Origin of the sequence: Amycolatopsis sp. NPDC051903 (assembly GCF_044452505.1) — a bacterium.
GTDB lineage: Bacteria > Actinomycetota > Actinomycetes > Mycobacteriales > Pseudonocardiaceae > Amycolatopsis.
This window is the reverse complement of the sequence record NZ_JBITBT010000001.1, coordinates 757,012-776,259: the sequence shown is the minus strand read 5'-3', so window position 1 is coordinate 776,259 and position 19,248 is coordinate 757,012. Positions and strand designations below refer to the sequence as shown.

Below are 19,248 nucleotides of genomic sequence, written 5' to 3'. Positions count from 1 at the left end.
AGGCGGCCGGCGAGGCCGAGCCGGTCGACCGCGAACCGGCCGACGACGAAGGTCCGGCCGACGACGAGTCCACCCCGGAACCGGACACAGACGGTGACGAAACGGGCGGGTGGAAGCCGTCGCCCTACCCCCGGATGGACCTGCCGCAGCCGACTCCGCGCACCACGGGTGCGCACCGCCGCCCCGGCCGCGCCGGGCGCATCACCCGCCGGATCGCCGTCGGGCTCGTTTCGGTGCTCGCGCTGGGCGTCACCGGCTACGCGTGGGCGACGAAGGACCAGCTGCAGAGCAAGGTCCCGACGACGGACGTCCTGGTCCCTCGCGCGGGTGAACCACCCGCACCGCCCGCCGACGACGGCGCCACCGACATCCTGCTCGTCGGCAGCGACGCGCGCACCGACGCGCAGGGCAACCCGCTGCCGACGAGCGTGCTGAAGTCGCTGCGCACCGAGGAGAAGGCGGGCATCAACACCGACACGATCATCCTGCTGCGCTTCCCGAAGGACGGCGGCAAACCGTCGGGCGTCTCGATCCCTCGCGACAGCTGGGTCACCATTCCCGGCCGCGGCCAGGCGAAGATCAACTCGGCGTACGGCGTGGCGAAGGCCCAGTTCGCGGACGCCGAACGCGCCAAGGGCGAGCACGATCAGGCCAAGATCGAGCGCGACTCCGACGCCGAGGGCCGGCGCGTACTGGTCCAGACCGTGCAGGACCTCACGCAGGTCCGCGTGGACCACTACGCCGAGATCAACCTGCTGGGCTTCTACCTGCTCACGGAAGCGCTCGGCGGCGTTCAGGTGTGCCTGAACCACGCGACGTCGGACAAGGACTCGGGCGCCGACTTCCGCCGTGGCGTGCAGAAGGTGTCAGGCGGGGAGGCGCTGTCGTTCGTGCGCCAGCGCAAGAACCTGCCGCACGGCGACCTGGACCGGATCGTGCGGCAGCAGGCTTTCCTGTCCTCGGCGCTGCACCAGGTGCTCTCGGCGGGCACCCTGACCAGCCCGGGGACCGTGGGCAACCTGATGGACGCGGTGCACCGCTCGATCGTGCTCGACGACGGGCTCGACGTGCTCGACTTCGCGCAGCAGGTGAAGGGCGTCGCGTCGGGCGACCTGACCTTCTCGACGGTCCCGGTGATCACCGCGAACGGCCGCAGCGCCGACGGGCAGAGCATCGTCGAGCTCGACCCCGCCGCGGTGCGCAAGTTCGTGGCCGGCCTGGCCGGGCGCGCGCCGGCGGGTGGCGGTGGGGCCGCCGCGGGGGCGCCGGTGCTGCAGCTGCAGTCGGGCATCCCCGGTGTGCCGTGCGTCAACTGAACTAGCCTGGGCGCCATGAGGGAGCTTGCGACCGAATCATCCAACACAGCGTCCTCGGCGCACGGCGCACCGAGCGTCAGCGAGGTGGGCGCATGAGCTTGGCCGAAGAGCTGGTGCGGCCGCTGCTGGCTTCACCCGCGAAACCGCTGATCACGCACTACGACGACCGGGTCGGCAGCCGGGTCGAACTGTCGGTGGCGACCACGCTGAACTGGGCCGCGAAAACGGCCAACTGGCTCGTCGACGAGTTCGACGTCGAGCCGGGAGACGACGTCGCCGTGCGGCTGCCCGCGCACTGGCAGACCGCCGGCGTCCTGCTCGGCGCCTGGTGGGCCGGCGCGCGCGTGGTCCCGGACCACGGCGGCGCCCGCGTGGTCTTCATCGGCCCGGACGATTCGGTCGACGCGCCCGCCGTCGCCGTCGTCTCGCTCGACCCCATGGGCCGCGGTCTCTCGACGCCGCCACCCGGCGGCGCACTGGACTACCTCACCGAGGCCCGCACGTCGGGCGACCAGTTCACGCCCCTGTCCCCCATCCCCGGCGACACCCCTGCACTGGGTTCGTCCACAGTGGACGAGGTGCTGGCCGAAGCGCGGTCGCGCGCCGAGAAGCTCGGCCTGACCGCCGCGGACCGCGTGCTGTCCACCCTGGACTGGAGCGTGCCGGACGGGGTGCTCGACGGGCTGTTGGTGCCGCTCGCCGCGAGCGCCCACCTGGTGCAGGTCACGCACGCGGACCCGGAGAAGCTCGCCCGCAAGCGCGAAGCCGAACGCACCACCGCCGACCTGGCGTAGCCGCGCGCGGCGGGCTCGCCCCGAGCCCGCCGCCGCGCCGTGCTCAGACCGTTTCCAGGTCCCCCACCTGCGCCTGCCGGTGCTCGCGCTTGCGCCAGAACAACACGTGGTCGAGCGAGAGGCGGCCGCCGTTGAAGCCGAGGGCGAGGGCGGCGAGGCCGAGCACCAGGACGAGTTCGTACCCGCCCGTGCCGGTGAGGCCGTGCGGCGCGTGGACCGAGATCAGGGCGCCCGCCATGTCCACGACGTAGCCGAGCGCGACGAGCGGCAGCAGGAAGCCGGCGACGAACGCGACGGAGCCGAGCACCTCCAGCACGATCACGAAGACCGCCGCGACGCTGGGCAGCGGCACGCCCACCTGGCTGAAGAAGTCCGCGGTGGCGCCGACGCCGCTGTTCCACTTCTGCACGCCGTGGGCGAAGAACACCACGGCCACGCCGAGGCGGCCCAGCAGCAGCGCGACGTCCTTGGTTCGAGCGAACATACAGGTCAGAGCTCCCAGTAGGGGAAAGATCAACTGTCTCGGCCCAAGGTAGGGCAGGCAGCAGCCGCGACGCCCGCTCCGGCGGGTGATCGACAGGAAGCCGACAGGAACCCGGAAATACTCGCTGTACGCGTCCGGTCCCGATGGGTATGGTCCCGAAAACCACGACGGTGAGGAGACCCCGATGCGCCGACAGACCGATCGACCCCAGTTCGGCCTGTCCCCCGCACCGATGAGGACCTCACCCGCGCATGCACACCCTGACCATCGGCATCCTCGCTCACGTCGACGCCGGTAAGACCAGCCTGACCGAGCGCCTGCTCTTCGAGACCGGCGTGATCGGTCACCTCGGCAGCGTCGACGGCGGCGACACGCAGACCGATTCGCTGGACCTCGAACGCCGCCGCGGCATCACCATCAAGTCCGCCGTGGTCGCCGTGACCACGGGCGAGCACCGCCTCACGCTCGTGGACACCCCCGGCCACGACGACTTCATCGCCGAGGTCGAACGCGCCCTCGGCGTGCTCGACGGCGCCGTGCTCGTCGTGTCCGCAGTGGACGGTGTCCAGGCGCAGACGCGCGTGCTGATGCGCACGCTCAGGCGGCTGGACATTCCCGTGCTCGTGTTCGTGAACAAGATCGACCGCGTCGGCGCCCAAGAGGTGACGCTGCTCGACGCGTTGCGCACCCGGCTCTCACCGCGCTGCGTCGCGCTCGACACGGTGACCGGACTCGGCACGCCGCAGGCAAAACCCGTGCCCCTGCCACCCGGCCCGGCGCTCGCCGACGCGCTGGCGGACGACGACGAGTTCCTGACTTCCTATGTGGACGGTGGTGAGCCCGACCACCACGCCGCCCTGGTTCGGCAAGTCGCGCGCGGCGCCGTGCACCCGGTGGTCTTCGGCTCCGCGATCACGGGCGCCGGCGTCGCTTCGCTGGTTTCCCGCGTGCGGGAGCTGTTCCCCGCGCGGGAACGAACCGGCGCCGGTCCCTTGTCCTCCACCGTGTTCAAGATCGAACGCGGCCGCGCGGGCGAGAAGATCGCGTACGTCCGGGTGCGGTCGGGCTCGCTGGCCGCGCGGCGACCACTCCCGGTCCACCGCCGCACGGTCGACGGGACGGTCGAGCTGACCGGCCGCGCGTCGGCCGTGCGCGTTTACGAACACGGCGCGCAGCCGGTGGACGGCGTCGCGTGCGCGGGCGACGTCGCGCGCGTGTGGGGGCTGAAGGACGTCCGCATCGGCGATCACCTCGGTGCGCCGCCGGACTCGGCGGGTCCGGGGTTCTTCGCGCCGCCCAGCCTGGAAACCCTGGTGCGCCCGGAACACCCGGACGACGGTGGCGCCCTGTACGCGGCGCTGGAACGACTGTCCGAACAGGACCCGCTGATCAGCGTCCGCCGGCACGAACACGACGTGTCCGTGCAGCTCTACGGCGAAGTGCAGAAGGAGGTCCTGCGCTCGACGCTCGACGAGGAGTTCGGACTGCGGGCGGTGTTCGAGGAATCCCGCATCCTGCTGGCCGATCGCCTGCGCGGCTCCGGCCACGCCGTGCGCCACCCGGCGCCGGACGAACGCGTGTTCTTCTGGGCGACGGTCGGCCTGCGCGTCGAGCCCGGCCCGCCCGGCTCCGGCGTCGGCTACCGCCTGGAGGTCGAACTGGGTTCGCTGCCGCTGGCGTTCCACAAGGCCATCGAGGACACCGTCCGCGAGGTGCTGCGCGACGGTCCCGGCGGCCGCCCGGTGATCGACTGCGTGGTCACCCTCACCGACGCCGCGTTCTACCCGCCCCTGTCCACCGCGGCCGACTTCCGCGGCATGACCCCGCTCGTGCTGCGCGCCGCTCTGCGCCGCGCCGGCACCCGCGTGCACGAACCCGTGCACCGCTTCGAGGTCGACGCCCCGGCCGGCGCGCTGAGCGGCCTGCTCCGCAAACTCGCCGACCTGCGCGCCATCCCCGACGAGCCCACGGTGACGCCCGCGTCCTGCACCCTCACGGGCACGATCCCCGCCGCCTCCGTGCCCGCGTTCGAGCAGGCGCTGCCCGCGTTGTCCCAGGGTGAGGGGGTGTTCTTCAGCGAATTCGCCGAGTACCGCCCGAAATGAGGTTCACCGCCGGTGCGCCCACGCGGCCCCGCCGCAGTACCCGCCGAACGCGGCCAGCCCCAGCGCGACGACCGTCAGCACCACCGGTCCGAGCGGCTGGTCCGCCAAGGTGCGCAGCGCTTTGTCGAGGCCGCCGGCCTCGTGGGCGTCCGAGCGCAGGCCCGAGTACGCGAGCAGCGCGGCCACCACCGCGAACACCACGCCTTTCGCGAGGTAGCCGCCGGTGCCGAGGCGCGTCACCCAGCGCCGCGTCGCCGGCGGCAGCTCGGCGGTGTTCAAGTCCTCGCGGAACGTCCGCCGCACGCCCTTGACCCCGCACGCGACGGCCACCACGGCGACGCAGCTCGCGACGACCACCACGATCGCCGGGCCGGCCGGCAGCGCGAGGAGCCTCGCCGTGACTTCTTGCTGCTTCTGGTTCCCGTCGGCAGTTCCGGCCCCGAGCGCGATGCGGATCGCGCTGTACGCGAGCGCGAACACCACGATCGCGCGGCCGGCCGAGCCGAGGCGCTTGCGCACCCGCTCGCCACCGCGGGTCCACTCGTACCCCGTCGCGGCCATGAGCACCTGCCACATCCCGAACGCGATCAGCCCGAGCGCGAGCACCCACAGCACCACGCGGCCGAACGACGTCGAGCCGACTTCCTGCAGGGCGCCGGTCTGGTCGGCGGGCGCGCCGCTGCCGCCGAACGCGATGCGCAGCGCGAGGTAGGCGACGACCAGGTGCACCAGGCCGTAGCAGACCAGCCCGGCGCGCCCGAGCGCTTGCGCCACCTCGCTGCGCCGAGGGTTCTCGACGCGGGGTCTGTCGACGCGGGGTCTCTCAGTGCGGGGTCGGTCAGCGGGGCCGGCCTGGGGAGCGGGCGAGTTCATCGGGCACCTCCGTGCCCCCGCGCTTACCCGCCCGCACCGGGGGTTATCCGCGCGCGGCGGCGAACTGGGCCGTTCGGCGCAACCCGCTCAGGCCGGTCGGCGGCGCACCGAATCCAGCGCCGCCCAGCCGCCGTGGGTGGCGAGCAGCGTGAGCACCTGCTCGGCGTGGGAGGCGAAGCGCTGCAGGTCCTCGTGGAGTTTCGTCGCGCGGTCGGGGTCCAGGGGTGCGTAGTCGTCCCACCAGAGGCCGATCACGGCGCTCGCGCAGAGCACCAGCCCCTGGATGACGTGCACGAACTCCTCCACCGGCTCGGCGCAGGACTGGCGGTAGCAAGTCTCGATGTCGTCGCAGGCTTCGAGGAGGTCCCGCAGCTGGTTGACGGCGTCGGCGGGCGTGCCGTCCCACGCGGCGGTCGGCCAGGCGCGGTCGCTCAGCTCGAGCCACAGGCGCCAGCCGGCAACCAGCTCGGCGTCGTCGCGCGGCTTCCAGGTGTCAGGGACCGGCCAGAACATGCCGACGACTGTGACACTCGCCGAGCAGCCTGCACAACCGGAATGGCCCAACGGGTCGAAAAGACTTCGCGTTCGTACCCTGTTTCCGCGATCCTCGAAGCGTGCTCATCCGCGACGCGACGGGCGAAGACTGGCCCGCCATCTGGCCGTTCCTGCACGACATCGTCGCCGCCGGCGAGACCTACACCTTGCCGCGCGACCTGCGCGAACAGGACGCGAGAGCCCTCTGGTACCAGAAACCGCCCGGCCGGACCGTGGTCGCCGTGGACGAATCGGGAACCGTGCTGGGCTCGGCGAAGGTGTGCCCGAACCAGCAGGGTCCCGGCGCGCACGTCGCCAACGCCAGCTTCATGGTCGACCCGGCGCGGTCCGGGCGGGGCGTCGGGCGGGCCCTCGGCGCTCACGTGCTCGAGTGGGCCCGCGCCACGGGCTACCGCGCGATGCAGTTCAACTCCGTGGTCGAAACCAACACCCACGCGGTGGCCCTGTGGAAGTCACTCGGCTTCACCGTGCTCGGCACGGTGCCCGAGGCGTTCCACCACCCGGTGCACGGCTACGTCGGCTTGCACGTGATGCACCAGGCCCTGTGACGCCCGGTGCCCGCGATCAGCTGAGCACCGGCGGCACGAACACGCACTTCGGTGTCCGCGCGTGCCCGGGGTCGAGCGCGTTGAGCACTTCGCGCTGCGCGATCGGGTCGTACGGGATGCCGAGGTGGTCGGTGAAATCCCGCGCGCAGACGTCCTGGAGCACGATGTTCTTCACGTTCGGCGCCGGCTTGAGGAACGCGTTGGTGTAGGGCGTGACGACGTCGTCGAACTTCGTCTGGATCACGGTGTAGTCGATGCCGGGCACGGTGTCGCCACCCGCGTTGAGGTCGGTGAGGAACGCCGAGCCCGTGGACTGCTCGTTGCAGGACGCGCACGCGACACCCACGAGGTCGCGCGCCGGCGGGATCGCCTGGATGGTGCTGAGCAGGCCGAACAGGCTCGTGCCGTAGTTCGACGGCGAGAGCCCGATGAGCTTGTCGATCTTCGTGGCGCCGCCCAGGTACTTGATCCAGTACCGCGGGTTCATGCCGCCCTGCGAGTGCCCGACGACGTCGAGCTTCGCCGCGCCGGTCGCCGCGAGGACCTTGTCGCCGAACTGAGCGAGCTGCGCCGCCGTGCCCGCGACCGGCCCGACCGTCTGGAGGAAGCTGCCCGGCGAACCGCCGAAGTTGCCGGCGAACACGCAATAGCCCTCGTCGGCGAGGACCTGCGAGAGGTTCGCCCAGTTCTCGTACGCGTTGGCGGTGGTGCCGTTGGACAGCAGCACGGGGTAGGGGTGGTCCGCGGTGGGTTTGCAGTCCCAATCGTTGGCGCCGGGTGGCGCGACGGTCGGCTGGGCGACCGAGTAGATCGCCGCCGAGATGATGTTCGGCTGGACGGGACCCGTGGGTTCCTCCCCCGCCGCGTTGGCAGTGCCGGTCCCCAGAGCCACCGTCCCGAGAGCCACCGCTCCGAGTGCCGCCGCGAAGACCACCAGCCGTCGTCCGAACGCGCGCACGCCCATCCCGCTCCACCTCTCTGTGGGAACCCGATGATCGTTCAACGGGTCAGCGGGGCAACGGAAACTCGCCCGAGTGGGTTACTTTCCGGCGGCGTGCGCTTCGAGGAACTTCTTCAGGTGCGGGTTCACGTCCGCGGCGTGCGAAAGGCTGAGGAAGTGCGCGCCGCTCACGACCGTGACCAGCGGTTCGGCGTTGGGCAGCGCGGCCACGAGCGTTTCGGCCCTGGCCATCGGGTACTCGCTGTCGCCGCTGCCGTGCAGCACGAGCACCGGCGCCTGGATCTCGCCGACCCGTTCGAGCACGCTGTCGCGGCTGATGAGGGTCTCCATGATCCGCTTGAAGTGCTCGCCCGAAACCCCGAGCCACTTCTGCTTCCACGCGGACGCGTCGTAGTCGCCGAGGCAGAACACGGCCACGCCGTCGACCAGCGGCTCCGGCCCGGCCTCCAGCCAGGCCGCGATCAGGTGCCGGTAAACCGTGCCGGACCCTTCGGCCTCCGCCTCGGCGGACGTGCCCAGCACTGCCATGGCGGTCACGCGGCCGGGCTCGAGCAACGCCATCCGCAGCGCGATGAAGCCGCCCTGGCTCGTGCCCACGACGGCGGCCCGCTCGATGCCGAGGTGGTCCAGCACGCCGAACGCGTCGCGGGCCACGTCCCAGTAGTCGAAATCCGCGTCGGCGGGCGTGCCGCCGTGGCCGCGTTCGTCGACCGCGATCAGCCGGAAGTCGGCGCCGAACGCCTCGACCTGCGGCTCCCACATGTCGATGTCCATCAGGAAGCTGTGCAGGAGCACGACAGCCGGACCGTCACCGCCGTAGTCGACGAAGTGGACCTGTTGCCCACCGTCCACGGTCACCGTAGCCATCCGCACCTCCGCGTCGCGCCTCGACCGGCATTTTCTCGCACGGGGGGCACGCTTTGGCAAGGGCCGCGAGGCCGGGGTTACCTCCCGGCGACGTGCGCGGCGAGGAACCCCTTGAGGTGCGAGTTGACCTGTGCCGCGTGGGTGAGGCTGAGGAAGTGGGCGCCGTCCTCGACCGTCACGAGCGGTTCGGCGTGCGGCAGGCCCGCGACGAGCGCTTCGGCCTGTGCCACCGCGTACGCGCGATCGGCGGTGCCGTGCAGGACCAGCGTGGGCGTCTGGATCTCGCCGAGCCGGTCGGCCAGGCTGTCGCGGCCGGTCAGGACGTGGATGAGCAGGCGGGCGTGGTCGCCCCGCACGCGTTCGCGCCACCGGGCCTTCCAGGGGCCGGCGCCGGCAAACCCGTCGCCGAAGCAGATCGCGGCGACGCCTTCGATCACGTCGTCGGCTCCGCCCTGCGCGAAGACCTCGCCGATCTGGCGGTAGACGGCGGCGTACTCCGGGGTTTCGGCGTCGGCGGAGGTGCCCAGCACGGCGAGCGCCGTGATCCGCTCCGGTGCCAGCAGCGCCATGCGCAGGCCGATGAACCCGCCCTGACTGGTGCCGATCACGGCGGTGCGCTCGACGCCGAGGTGGTCGAGCACCGCGAAAGCGTCGCGGGCGACGTCCCAGTAGTCGAACGGCCGCTCGGCCGGGGTTTCGCCGTGGCCGCGCTCGTCGAGCGCGATCACGCGGTAGTCGGCGCCGAAGTCCTCGATCTGCGGCTGCCACATCCCGTGGTCCATCAGGAAGCTGTGCAACATCAAGACCGCCGGGCCGTCGCCGCCGTGGTCGACGTAGTGCACCTGTTGTCCGCCCGGCACCGTCACCGAAGTCATGCACACCTCCACCTGAGACAGACAAAGAATTTGTCTCACGTCCGGCGTGGTTTGGCAAGCACCGTCCGCTGTCAGCCACAATGCCCGGATGAGCGGCTCGCCCTCCACCGACGACGTCGTCCGCGCGGCGACCGAGGCGTACCTGCGCGGTGAGTCGATCGACATGTCGGCACTGGCCGCCGAGCTCGGCCTGAGCCGCGCGACGCTGTACCGGCGCGTCGGCAACCACGAGCAGCTGCTCGGGCGCGTGCTGGCCGACAGCACCGAACGGACCTACCGCGCGGTCGAGGCCGCCGTGACCGGTCCCCCGGGCCTCGCGACGACGCTGGTGGTCGTCGAGCGCTTCATGCACACGGTGGTCACCCTGACCCCGCTGCGGCAGCTCGCGACCCACGACCCCGCGCTGTTCGCGAAGGTGATCATGGCACCGGGTGAGGTCGAGGCCCGGGCGACGCAGCTGTTCACCGAGCTGCTCGACCGCAACGGCCTGCGCTTCGACGTGCCGACCACCGCCGTCGCGCAGGCTGTGATCCGCATCGGCGACTCGTTCATGTACTCCCAGCTCCTCGGCGGCGAACCGCGGCTCGACGACGCCGTGCGGGTCATCGGGCTGCTGCTCGCCACCGCGAAGTGATCAGCGGCGGCGCAAGCGCTTGTCGAGGATCGCCGGCGTGGGGCTGATGTAGAAGTCGCCCGAGTGCACGTCGACCCCCGGGGCGACGATCTCGTCGATGCGGTCGAGCACGGCCTCGTCCAGCACGACGTCGGCACCGGCCAGGAGGTCGGCCAGCTGCTCGGGCCGGCGCGGGCCGATGAGCACCGACGTGACGGCCGGGTGGGCGCGGACGAACGCGATCGCCAGGTGCGGCAGCGAGATCCCCGCGTCGGCGGCGACCCGGGTGAGCTGCTCGACCGCGGCGGCCTTGGCCTGCACGCCGGGCCGGGAGAGGTCGAACATCTGGGCGCCGCGGCCGGCGTTGCGGTGCCCGGTGGTGGGGTCGGCACGGCCGGAGAGCCAGCCGGAGTTGAGCGGGCCGAAGGTCAGCACGCCCATCCCGTAGCGCTGGGCCGTGGGCAGCACGCGCTGCTCGACGCCGCGGGTGAGGATCGAGTACGGCGGCTGCTCGGTGCGGAAGCGGTGGTGACCGCGGCGCTCGGCCGCCCACTGCGCTTCGACGGTCTCCTCCGGCGAGAAGAACGAGCTGCCGATCGCACGGACCTTGCCCGCGCGCACGAGGTCGGACAGCGCGCCGAGCGTCTCGTCGATGTCCGTCGCGGGGTCGGGACGGTGCAGCTGGTAGAGGTCGACGTAGTCCGTGCCGAGGCGGCGGAGGCTGTCCTCGAGCGCGCGCTTGACCCACCTCGGTGAGGCCCCGCGGTGGTTCGGGTCCTCCCCCATCGGCAGGCCGAACTTGGTCGCGAGCACGACGTCGTCGCGCCGGCCGGCGATCGCCTTGCCGACGATGACCTCCGATTCGCCGCCGGAGTAGACGTCGGCCGTGTCGAGGAAGTCGACGCCCGCGTCGAGCGCCGTGTGGATCATGCGGACCGACTCGTCGTGGTCGGTGTTGCCCATGGCGCCGAACATCATGGTGCCGAGCGCGTATCCGCTCACCGAGATGCCGGTGCCGCCGAGAGTTCTGCGTTCCATGACTTCCAGGAGAACACCGCGGCGGCGGGGACCGAGAGGACCGGTCGTACCGGGGGTCTGGCAGAACCCCTCTCACGGGCGTGATCCGCTTTAGGCTGGACGCATGAGCGAGCAACTCCGGGAGTTCCTGCGCTCGCGGCGGGCGAAGATCACGCCCGCGGAAGCGGGTCTCACACCGCACCCCGGCCCGCGGCGCGTGCCGGGCCTGCGCCGCGAGGAGGTGGCGCAGCTGGCGGGGGTGAGCGTGGACTACTACGTGCGCCTGGAGCGGGGGCGCAACCTCAGCGTCTCCGAAGCGGTGCTCGACGCCGTCGCGCGGGCCCTGCGGCTGACCGACCTGGAGCGGACGCACCTGTTCACGCTGGCCAAGCCCACGCGGTCGAAACCGCGCGCGCTGCCGCCCCAGCGCGTGCGCCCGGGGCTGCAGCTGGCGCTGGAGAGCCTGACGCACGTGCCGGCGCTGGTGCTCGGGCGGAAGATGGACGTGCTCGGGTGGAACCACCTGGCGTGCGTGCTCTACACCGACTTCGCCGCGCTGCCGGCGCGTTCGCGCAACATGGCGCGGCTGATCTTCCTGGACGAGACCGTGCGCTCGCTCTACGTCGACTGGGAAGGCGCGGCCCGCGGGATCGTCGCTTCGCTGCACCTCTACGCCGGGCGCCACCCGCACGACCCGGCGCTCGCGGAGCTCATCGGCGAGCTTTCGGTGCGCGACCAGGACTTCCGCCGCTGGTGGGCCGACCACGACGTGTTCGAACGCACCCACGGCGTGAAGCACTACCGCCACCCGCTCGCCGGCGAGCTGATCCTCGGCTACGAAGCCCTCACCCCGGCCGACGATCCCGACCAGACGCTGGGTATCTCCACAGTGGAACCGGGCTCCCCGTCGGAGGAACGCCTGCGGCTACTGGCGAGCTGGACGGCACCGGCCACTTCGGACAGTCAGGGTTCCGCGTAGTGCGTGTCGAACCCGGGCTGTCCGAGCGTGGCGATCAGGCGGGTCCGCAGTGCTGCTGCTTCCGCGGCGTCGTCCGGGTCGAGGACTTCGCCGCGGGCGCGCAGGGCCGTCTCCGCGTGGCCGAGCAGGCGCGCGGCCTCGGCGGGCTTCCCGTCGGTCTCGGCCAAGACCGCTTCGGCGAGCGCGGCGTACGCCCGCAGGTCCCCCAGGTCGTGCTCGGCCGCGCAGGTCCGCACGACGCGGAACAGCTCGCGGGCTTTCTCCGGGTGGCCCGTCCGCAGTTCGAGGTGGCCGAGGTTGAGCTGCTCCCAGACCACGGCCTCGGTCAGGCCCAGCTCTTGGCGCAGCGCGATGCTCTCCAGGTACCCGGCCCGCGCCGTCTGTAAGTCGCCCGCCATGCGCGCAACGCCCGCGAGGATGTGCACCGGCGACTTCCGCAGCGCCCGGTCGCCGGTACCTCGGGCCAGGTCGAGGGCCTCAGTGGCGAGCGCCCTGCACCGCGCGAAGTCACCACCCCGCACGGCGACGCGCGCCAGCATGCACAACGCCCCGACCTGCCCGGGGACGTCACCGGCCTCCCGCGCGCGGACGAGCTCGGCCCGACTCAGCCGGCCCACGAGCTCCGTCTCCCCACGCCGGAAGGCGGCGAACGCCTCGTCTTCGAACGTGGGCAACCTCAGCCCTTGAGCAGTGCCCGGGCCATGACCATCCGCTGGATCTGGTTCGTGCCTTCGTAGATCTGGGTGATCTTCGCGTCGCGCATCATGCGTTCGACCGGGAAGTCGCGGGTGTAGCCGGCGCCGCCGAAGAGTTGGACAGCGTCGGTGGTCACGGACATCGCGATGTCGGAGGCGTAGGTCTTCGCAGCGGACGCCATGAAGCCGGCGCGCTTGTCGCCGCGTTCGGAGGCGGCGGCGGAGGCGTAGACGAGGTGGCGGGCGGCCTCGATCTTGGTGCCCATGTCGGCGAGCATGAACTGCACGCCCTGGAATTCGGCGATGGCCTTGCCGAACTGCTTGCGGTCCTTGACGTAGGCCACGGCTGCGTCCAACGCGCCCTGCGCGATGCCCAGGGCCTGCGCACCGATGGTCGGGCGCGTGTGGTCCAGCGTCGCCAGCGCCGTCTTGAGGCCGGTGCCCGGCTCGCCGATGATCCGGTCCGCGGGGATGGTGCAGTTCTCGAAGTAGATCTCCCGCGTCGGGGAGCCCTTGATGCCGAGCTTGCGCTCCTTCGGGCCCACGGAGAAGCCCGGGTCGTCCTTGTGCACGACGAACGCGGAGATCCCGTTGGACTTCTTCTCCGCCTCCGGGTCGGACACGGCCATCACCGTGTACCAGGTGGATTCACCCGCGTTGGTGATCCACGCCTTGGTGCCGTTGAGCACCCAGTGGTCCCCGTCGAGCTTCGCGCGGGTGCGCATCGACGCGGTGTCCGAACCGGCCTCCCGCTCCGAGAGCGCGTAGGAAGCCATCGCCTCACCCGTCGCGATCGACGGGAGCACCAGCTTCTTCACGTCCTCGGACCCGGACAGGATGATCGGCTGCGTGCCCAGCTTGTTCACCGCCGGGATCAGCGACGCCGACGCGTCGACCCGGGCGACCTCCTCGATCACGATGCACGCGCCCACCGCGTCGGCGCCCTGGCCGTCGTAGGCCTCGGCGATGTGCACCGCGTTGAACCCGGACTTGTTCAGCGCCTCCAGCGCCTCGACCGGGAACCGCTCCTGCTCGTCGACCTCCCCCGAGTACGGGGCGATCTCCTTCTCGGCCAGAGCCCGGACCGCGGCCCGCAGCTCCTCGTGCTCCTCGGCAAGCTGGTACAGGCCCTCGGCCACTTCCGTCACCTCTTCTGCAGCAATGGGGAGAGTTCCGTCGATGTTAGCGCTCGTTCACGCCGGGCGCGTCAGTCGTTCTTGTGTCGTTGACCGCACTCTTCGTAAGGTCGGGTGATGGCCATCACCGCGTCGACGCCGCCGCCCGGATTGCCCGCTTCCCTCGACTACCCCGATGTCCCGGTGGGTTCGATACTCGCCGGATCCGCAGCCCGCTTCGGCGACCGCACGGCGTTCGCCATGGGCGACGACACTCTCACCTGCACTGAAACCTACGCAGGTGCCCGCAAGTTCGCCAACGCGCTGCTCGCCCGCGGCATCGGCAAGGGCGACGTGGTCGCCGTGCACCTGCCCAACTGCCTCGCCTACCCCGTCGCCTACTACGGGATCCTGCTGGCCGGGGCCACCTTCAGCCCCACGAACCCCCTGCTCCCGCCCGACGACCTCGCCTTCCAGCTGACGGACTGCGAAGCCGCCGCCGTGATCACGTTCGGGCCGGTGGCGGGCGCCGTCGCGGCGGTCGCGGACCGCATCCCGGCCCGGCTGACGATCGTGGTGGCACCCGGCGAGGTCACCGTCCCGGGCTCGGTCGAGTTCCGCGAGTTCTTCGCCGACGCACCCACCACCCGTCCGGATGTCGACATCGATGTCACCACCGACCTGGCCCACCTCGCGTACACGGGCGGCACGACCGGCCGGTCGAAGGGCGTCGAGCTCACGCACCGCAACATCGTCACCAACACCCTGCAGGCCGCCTGCTGGAGCAGCGGCTCCGTCCCCGCGCTCGACGCGAACGGCGACGTCGTCCTCGACCAGATCGGCAGCGAGCAGGAGTGGCCCGGCCGCCTCGGCACCGGCACCGCGATCAACCTGACCCCTTGGTTCCACGCGATGGGCGTGATCGCCGGCCTCAACGCGGCGCTGCTCACCGGCACCACGACCGTGCTGCACCCCCGCTTCGACCCCGCCGCGTACGTCGCCGACGCGGAACGCCTCCAGGTCACCTCACTCGGCGGCGCGCCCGCACTGTTCGCCGCGCTGCTCGCGACCCCGGCTTTTCACACGGCCGACCTGTCGTCGGTCCGCAGCATCGGGTCCGGTGCCGCGCCGATGAACCACGAGATGATCCGGGCCCTGCATTCGCGGTTCCCCGGGGTGGTGATCAGCGAGGGGTACGGGCTGACGGAGATGACGATGGGGGCGGTGATCGCACCGTCGTATCGGTCTGGGCTGCGGAAGGCCGGGTCGGTGGGCGGGCCGATCTTCGACACGGAGGTGAAGATCGTCGGGGAGGGGTCTGAGGAGCCGCTCGGCGCCGGCGTCGAGGGAGAGGTGTGCCTGCGGGGGCCGCAGATGATGCGGGGGTATCGGAACCGGGCTGAGGAGACTGCTGCGGCGTTGGTGGACGGGTGGTTGCACACCGGGGACATCGGGGTGCTGGATGAAGATGGCTATCTGTCTATTGTGGATCGCAAGAAGGACATGCTGTTGTACAAGGGGTACAACGTGTTTCCCCGGGAGTTGGAAGAGTTGTTGATCGCGCTTCCCGGGGTGTTGAGTGCTGCTGTGGTGGGGCGGGCTCGGGATGATGTCGGGGAGTTGCCGGTGGCGTTCGTGGTGCGGGAGCCCGGAGCGTCGGTGGAGGCTGAGGGGTTGATTTCGGCGGTGAATGAGAAGGTGCTGCCGTATAAGCGGATTCGGGAATTGTATTTTGTGGATGAGATTCCGGTTTCGGCGGCTGGGAAGGTGTTGAAGAGGGAGTTGAGGAGGAGGTTGCCGGAGAGCGCCTGATGCCTTCGGCTCGTCGCGCTGGCGCGCAACATCGCCGGGCATAGGTTGCGAGGGGCACCCCGATCTTTGAGTGTCACCACGGTCCGGACCACGTGTCAAGGCGGGAAAGAGTACCTTGACACGTGGTCCAGACCGCGGAGAAGGCGGGGATCGAGGTGCAGGGCCAGGGCTGGGTGCATGGGTGAGTGGCGTAGCTAGGTGGCGGTTTTCGAGCGTGGGGAAGCTTGGGTTTGCACCTCACCTGGAATTGGAATGACTACCGCACCCGGCAACGCCGCCAGACAACCCCGCAACCCACCCGCCGTACGAAATGGCCACCGATACGCCCGACAAGACCTGCACCCAGACTCCGCCCCGCACCTCGATCCGAAGCCTCCACGCGGTCTGGATCACCTTGTCAAGGCACGCTTTCCAGCCTTGACAAGGTGATCCAGACCGTCGTTACCATCATCGGCTTCGGGGTGCAGGACGAGTCCCGGGCGCAACGTCGCGCGCTAGCGCGACGAGCCGCCCGTACGAAACAACCACCCCGCTACGCCACCACGCAGCCTACGCAACGACCCGGCACGAAAAGGTCTCCAGCACGAGAAGGACCGCACCACAAACCGAGCCGCAATGCAAAACCGACCCAAGCCAGCGCGAATCCGGCCCTACTCCCCAGCCTTCTCCCTCAACGCAGCATCCTTCTCCAAAACCATCTCCTGCAACCCCTGCTGGAACTCCTCCAGCTTCGACTGCAACTGCAGATCCGAAGCCGCCAACATCCGCACCGCCAGCAGCCCGGCATTCCGCGCCCCGCCAACCGAAACCGTCGCCACCGGAATCCCCGCCGGCATCTGCACGATGGACAGCAGCGAGTCCAGCCCGTCCAGGTACTTCAACGGCACCGGCACCCCGATCACCGGCAGCACCGTCGCCGAAGCGACCATGCCCGGCAGGTGCGCCGCTCCCCCGGCGCCGGCGATGATGGCGCGGAGGCCGCGGGAGGCGGCGGACGTCGCGTAATCCAGCATGCGTTGGGGGGTGCGGTGGGCGGAGTAGACGCCGACCTCGTATTCGACGCCGAATTCCTTCAGGGCGAGGGCTGCGGCCTCCATGACGGGCCAGTCGGAGTCGCTGCCCATGATCACGCCGACCTGCGGTGCCATGTGTTCCCCTTCAGTGGATCTCGTAGCCGTCGAGCCAGACGGCGTGGGACAGCCAGTGCGCGGCCAGCAGCGCGCGGTTGCGCAGGTCGTCCATGCGGTCGCCGATGAAGTTGACGTGGCCGAGCTTGCGGCCGGGCCGGTCTTCCTTGCCGTAGAGGTGGATCTTGACCTCCGGGAAGCGCGCGAAGAGGTGGTGCACGCGCTCGTCGGGGCTCATCTGCGGGGCGAGGTCGGCGCCGAGGACGTTGGCCATCACGCACGCGGGCGCGATCAGGTCCGTGCGGCCCAGCGGGTAGTCGAGCACGCCGCGCAGGTGCTGCTCGAACTGCGATGTGCGGGAGCCGTCCATCGTCCAGTGGCCGGAGTTGTGCGGGCGCATGGCGAGCTCGTTCACGAGCAGGCCGGTCTCCGTCTCGAACAGCTCGACGGCCAGCAGACCGGTGACGTCGAGCGTCGAGGCGATGCGCAGCGCCAGGTCCTGTGCCTCGTGCACACGCGACTCGGGCAGGCCGGGCGCGGGTGCGAGGACCTCGGTGTTGATGCCGCCGGTCTGCACGGTCTCGACGACGGGGTACGCGGCCCCCTGGCCGAACGGCGAGCGGGCGACCAGCGCCGCCAGCTCGCGCTTCATCGTCACCTTCTCCTCGACCAACAGCGCCGTGCCCGCCTCGAGCAGCTCAGGCACCGTCTCGCGCGCCTGCTGCGCCGTGTCGAGCATCCAGACGCCGCGGCCGTCGTAGCCGCCGCTGGACGCCTTGAGCACCACGGGCCAGCCGTGCTCGCCGCCGAAGGCGACCACGTCGTCCACAGTGGACACCTCGGCGAACGCGGGCCCGGGCACGCCCATGCCGGCCATCATCTCGCGCATCACGAGCTTGTTCTGCGCGAACCCGAGCGCCGTCGGCGCCGGCCGCACCACGACGCCCTCCATCACGAGCGTCAGCAGGTGCTCGCCGGGCACGTGCTCGTGGTCGAACGTGAGCACGTCGACGCCTTTCGCGAACGACCGCAGCGCCTCGAGGTCCGTGTGGTGCCCGATGACCACGTCGGACGCCACGAGCGCCGCCGAATCGTCCGCGTTCGCCGAGAGGATCTTCAGCGACTGCCCGAGCGAGATCGCCGCCTGGTGCGTCATGCGGGCCAGCTGCCCACCACCCACCACGCCGACGACGGGAAGACCTGTTCGTTTGTCCATAGCGCCGCTCAGGTTACTTGGCCAGGCCCGCACGACCTGCGGGTACCGGCCACCAAGCCGCGCTCAGTGAGCTGCGCCACCGGCCCCCGCGCCCAGCCGCGCCCGTCCGGTCCGCGCGGCGGTCCCCGGCCCGGCCCGGGACATCAGGTGCTTCGCGACGTACTCGGCGTCACGCCCCGCCCCGCCGACGAGCATCGACGAGAAGGCCCACTGGAACGACAGCCCGACGAAGTACAGGCCGGGCGACGTGGTCGCCACGCCGTGCTGCTCGCGCGGCCAGCCCGTGTCGTCCGTGACCGGTGGGTCGATCCACGAGAAGTCCTGGCGGAACCCGGTGCACCACACCACGTTGGCGACGTCGAGGACCCGGCCGTCGGCCAGGACGGGAGCACCGGCGCGGACCCCGGTCGTGCGGTCGGCGACGAGCTCGACGCCCTCGCGGACGAGATCGGCGCGCTTGACCCGGATGAGCGGTCCGCCGTGCGTCCGGACCTCGGACCGCAGTGCGCGGCCCATCGGAGTCCGCAGCGTGAGGACGTGTTGGGCCGCGAAGAACAGCACCGGGAAGATGACCCGCGCCGGGCGCCGGTCGATGTCGAACGGGAACTCACCGCGCACGGGTCCGCTGAGCAGCGTCGGGTGCCCCGCCCGGGCTGTTTCGTAGGCGATGTCGCCGCCGGAGTGCGACGCGCCGACGACCAGCACCGGGCCGGGCTTCAGCTGCGCCGGGTTGCGGTACTCGCTCGAGTGCAACTGCCGGATGCGGGCGTCGAGCCCGCCGGCGAACTCCGGGACGCGCGGCGTGCGGCCGAAGGTCCCCGTCGCGACCACCACGTTGTCGCAGGTGAAGGTCGTCGTCGCGGTGGTCACCACGTACCCGGCCCCGGTGCGCGCGACGGAGACCACGCGCTGCCCACCCCGCACGGGCAGCGCGAACTTGCGCGCGTACGACTCGAGGTAGTCGGCCATCTCGTCCTTGGTCATGTAGTGCATCCGCGGGCCCGGGTACGGCATCCCGGGCAGCCCGGCCGCCAGAGCCGGCGTGAACAACCGCAGCGTGTCCCAGTGGCAACGCCAGTTGTCCCCGATGCGGTCGTTGCCGTCGAGGACCACGAAGTCGCGGCCCCGCCGCGCGAGGTGGTAGCCGGCCGACAGGCCCGCTTGCCCCGCCCCGATGATCACCGTTTCGGTGTGCTCGGCGCCGTCGTACTCGTTCATCAGCCCTACCTCCCGGCTCCAGCCCCTGGGGACGACGCTAGGAGCGGGCGGCGGGCGTCGCATCGCACAGCCGTACCA

At 71.0% G+C, this 19,248-nt stretch carries 19 protein-coding genes; 7 read left to right on the top strand and 12 right to left on the bottom strand.

The genetic code is table 11. The annotated features are described in order from the left end of the window. Window positions 1–134 precede the first annotated feature (134 nt). Both ACIA77_RS03945 and ACIA77_RS03940 read left to right on the top strand, forming a co-directional pair. Window positions 135–1,316, top strand: coding sequence for an LCP family protein (locus tag ACIA77_RS03945; protein WP_395884331.1), 1,182 nt, complete (start codon window positions 135–137; stop codon window positions 1,314–1,316). Window positions 1,317–1,408: 92 nt separating this feature from the next. Further along, window positions 1,409–2,110, top strand: coding sequence for a TIGR03089 family protein (locus ACIA77_RS03940; RefSeq protein ID WP_395884237.1), 702 nt, complete (start codon window positions 1,409–1,411; stop codon window positions 2,108–2,110). Between the two features lie 43 nt (window positions 2,111–2,153). On the opposite strand, the gene ACIA77_RS03935 is transcribed toward ACIA77_RS03940, so the two are convergent. Next, window positions 2,154–2,594 (bottom strand): DoxX family protein, encoded by a 441-nt coding sequence (locus ACIA77_RS03935; RefSeq protein WP_395884236.1) that lies wholly within the window; start codon window positions 2,592–2,594, stop codon window positions 2,154–2,156. Between the two features lie 251 nt (window positions 2,595–2,845). On the opposite strand from ACIA77_RS03935, the gene ACIA77_RS03930 reads away from it, so the two are divergent. After that, entirely contained in the window at window positions 2,846–4,699 is a 1,854-nt protein-coding gene (locus ACIA77_RS03930) for a GTP-binding protein (protein ID WP_395884235.1), read from the top strand. Between the two features lie 3 nt (window positions 4,700–4,702). Here ACIA77_RS03930 and ACIA77_RS03925 read toward each other — a convergent pair whose 3' ends face one another. Both ACIA77_RS03925 and ACIA77_RS03920 read right to left on the bottom strand, forming a co-directional pair. Next, the gene (locus tag ACIA77_RS03925; protein ID WP_395884234.1) at window positions 4,703–5,473 is read right to left on the bottom strand and encodes a DUF1206 domain-containing protein; all 771 of its coding nucleotides are present in this window, start codon (window positions 5,471–5,473) and stop codon (window positions 4,703–4,705) included. A gap of 186 nt (window positions 5,474–5,659) precedes the next feature. Beyond that, window positions 5,660–6,085 carry a hypothetical protein gene (locus ACIA77_RS03920; protein WP_395884233.1) on the bottom strand — a complete coding sequence of 142 codons (426 nt, stop codon included), beginning with the start codon at window positions 6,083–6,085 and terminating at the stop codon, window positions 5,660–5,662. Window positions 6,086–6,186: 101 nt separating this feature from the next. Here ACIA77_RS03920 and ACIA77_RS03915 point away from each other — a divergent pair, with 101 nt between their 5' ends. Next, window positions 6,187–6,675, top strand: a complete 489-nt coding sequence (locus ACIA77_RS03915) for a GNAT family N-acetyltransferase (protein WP_395884232.1) — start codon at window positions 6,187–6,189, stop codon at window positions 6,673–6,675. Window positions 6,676–6,691: 16 nt separating this feature from the next. Here the strand turns inward: ACIA77_RS03915 and ACIA77_RS03910 are convergent, their stop codons facing one another. From ACIA77_RS03910 to ACIA77_RS03900, 3 genes are all read right to left on the bottom strand, one after another. Beyond that, entirely contained in the window at window positions 6,692–7,639 is a 948-nt protein-coding gene (locus ACIA77_RS03910; protein WP_395884231.1) for an esterase/lipase family protein, read from the bottom strand. A 75-nt stretch (window positions 7,640–7,714) separates the two neighbouring features. Then, window positions 7,715–8,503, bottom strand: coding sequence for an alpha/beta fold hydrolase (locus tag ACIA77_RS03905; protein WP_395884230.1), 789 nt, complete (start codon window positions 8,501–8,503; stop codon window positions 7,715–7,717). Between the two features lie 77 nt (window positions 8,504–8,580). Continuing rightward, window positions 8,581–9,378, bottom strand: a complete 798-nt coding sequence (locus ACIA77_RS03900) for an alpha/beta fold hydrolase (protein WP_395884229.1) — start codon at window positions 9,376–9,378, stop codon at window positions 8,581–8,583. Between the two features lie 88 nt (window positions 9,379–9,466). Here ACIA77_RS03900 and ACIA77_RS03895 point away from each other — a divergent pair, with 88 nt between their 5' ends. Further along, window positions 9,467–10,012 carry a QsdR family transcriptional regulator gene (locus tag ACIA77_RS03895; RefSeq protein ID WP_395884228.1) on the top strand — a complete coding sequence of 182 codons (546 nt, stop codon included), beginning with the start codon at window positions 9,467–9,469 and terminating at the stop codon, window positions 10,010–10,012. Here ACIA77_RS03895 and ACIA77_RS03890 read toward each other — a convergent pair whose 3' ends face one another. After that, window positions 10,013–11,029: an aldo/keto reductase gene (locus ACIA77_RS03890; protein ID WP_395884227.1), complete on the bottom strand. Its 1,017-nt coding sequence runs from the start codon at window positions 11,027–11,029 to the stop codon at window positions 10,013–10,015. Between the two features lie 103 nt (window positions 11,030–11,132). On the opposite strand from ACIA77_RS03890, the gene ACIA77_RS03885 reads away from it, so the two are divergent. Next, window positions 11,133–11,987, top strand: a complete 855-nt coding sequence (locus ACIA77_RS03885; protein WP_395884226.1) for a helix-turn-helix transcriptional regulator — start codon at window positions 11,133–11,135, stop codon at window positions 11,985–11,987. On the opposite strand, the gene ACIA77_RS03880 is transcribed toward ACIA77_RS03885, so the two are convergent. Beyond that, window positions 11,972–12,661 carry a hypothetical protein gene (locus ACIA77_RS03880; RefSeq protein ID WP_395884225.1) on the bottom strand — a complete coding sequence of 230 codons (690 nt, stop codon included), beginning with the start codon at window positions 12,659–12,661 and terminating at the stop codon, window positions 11,972–11,974. The two genes, ACIA77_RS03885 and ACIA77_RS03880, sit on opposite strands and share 16 nt — an antisense overlap. Before the next feature lie 2 nt (window positions 12,662–12,663). Continuing rightward, window positions 12,664–13,821, bottom strand: a complete 1,158-nt coding sequence (locus tag ACIA77_RS03875) for an acyl-CoA dehydrogenase family protein (protein ID WP_395884224.1) — start codon at window positions 13,819–13,821, stop codon at window positions 12,664–12,666. 114 nt (window positions 13,822–13,935) lie between these two features. Here ACIA77_RS03875 and ACIA77_RS03870 point away from each other — a divergent pair, with 114 nt between their 5' ends. After that, on the top strand, window positions 13,936–15,609 hold the full coding sequence (locus tag ACIA77_RS03870; RefSeq protein ID WP_395884223.1) for a class I adenylate-forming enzyme family protein: 1,674 nt from the start codon (window positions 13,936–13,938) through the stop codon (window positions 15,607–15,609). A gap of 650 nt (window positions 15,610–16,259) precedes the next feature. Here ACIA77_RS03870 and purE read toward each other — a convergent pair. The 3 genes from purE to ACIA77_RS03855 form a co-directional block, all read right to left on the bottom strand. After that, window positions 16,260–16,757, bottom strand: a complete 498-nt coding sequence (gene purE, locus ACIA77_RS03865) for a 5-(carboxyamino)imidazole ribonucleotide mutase (RefSeq protein WP_395884222.1) — start codon at window positions 16,755–16,757, stop codon at window positions 16,260–16,262. A gap of 10 nt (window positions 16,758–16,767) precedes the next feature. Beyond that, window positions 16,768–17,952 (bottom strand): 5-(carboxyamino)imidazole ribonucleotide synthase, encoded by a 1,185-nt coding sequence (locus tag ACIA77_RS03860; RefSeq protein WP_395884221.1) that lies wholly within the window; start codon window positions 17,950–17,952, stop codon window positions 16,768–16,770. Window positions 17,953–18,015: 63 nt separating this feature from the next. Next, the gene (locus ACIA77_RS03855) at window positions 18,016–19,170 is read right to left on the bottom strand and encodes a flavin-containing monooxygenase (RefSeq protein WP_395884220.1); all 1,155 of its coding nucleotides are present in this window, start codon (window positions 19,168–19,170) and stop codon (window positions 18,016–18,018) included. Between the last annotated feature and the right edge of the window lie 78 nt (window positions 19,171–19,248).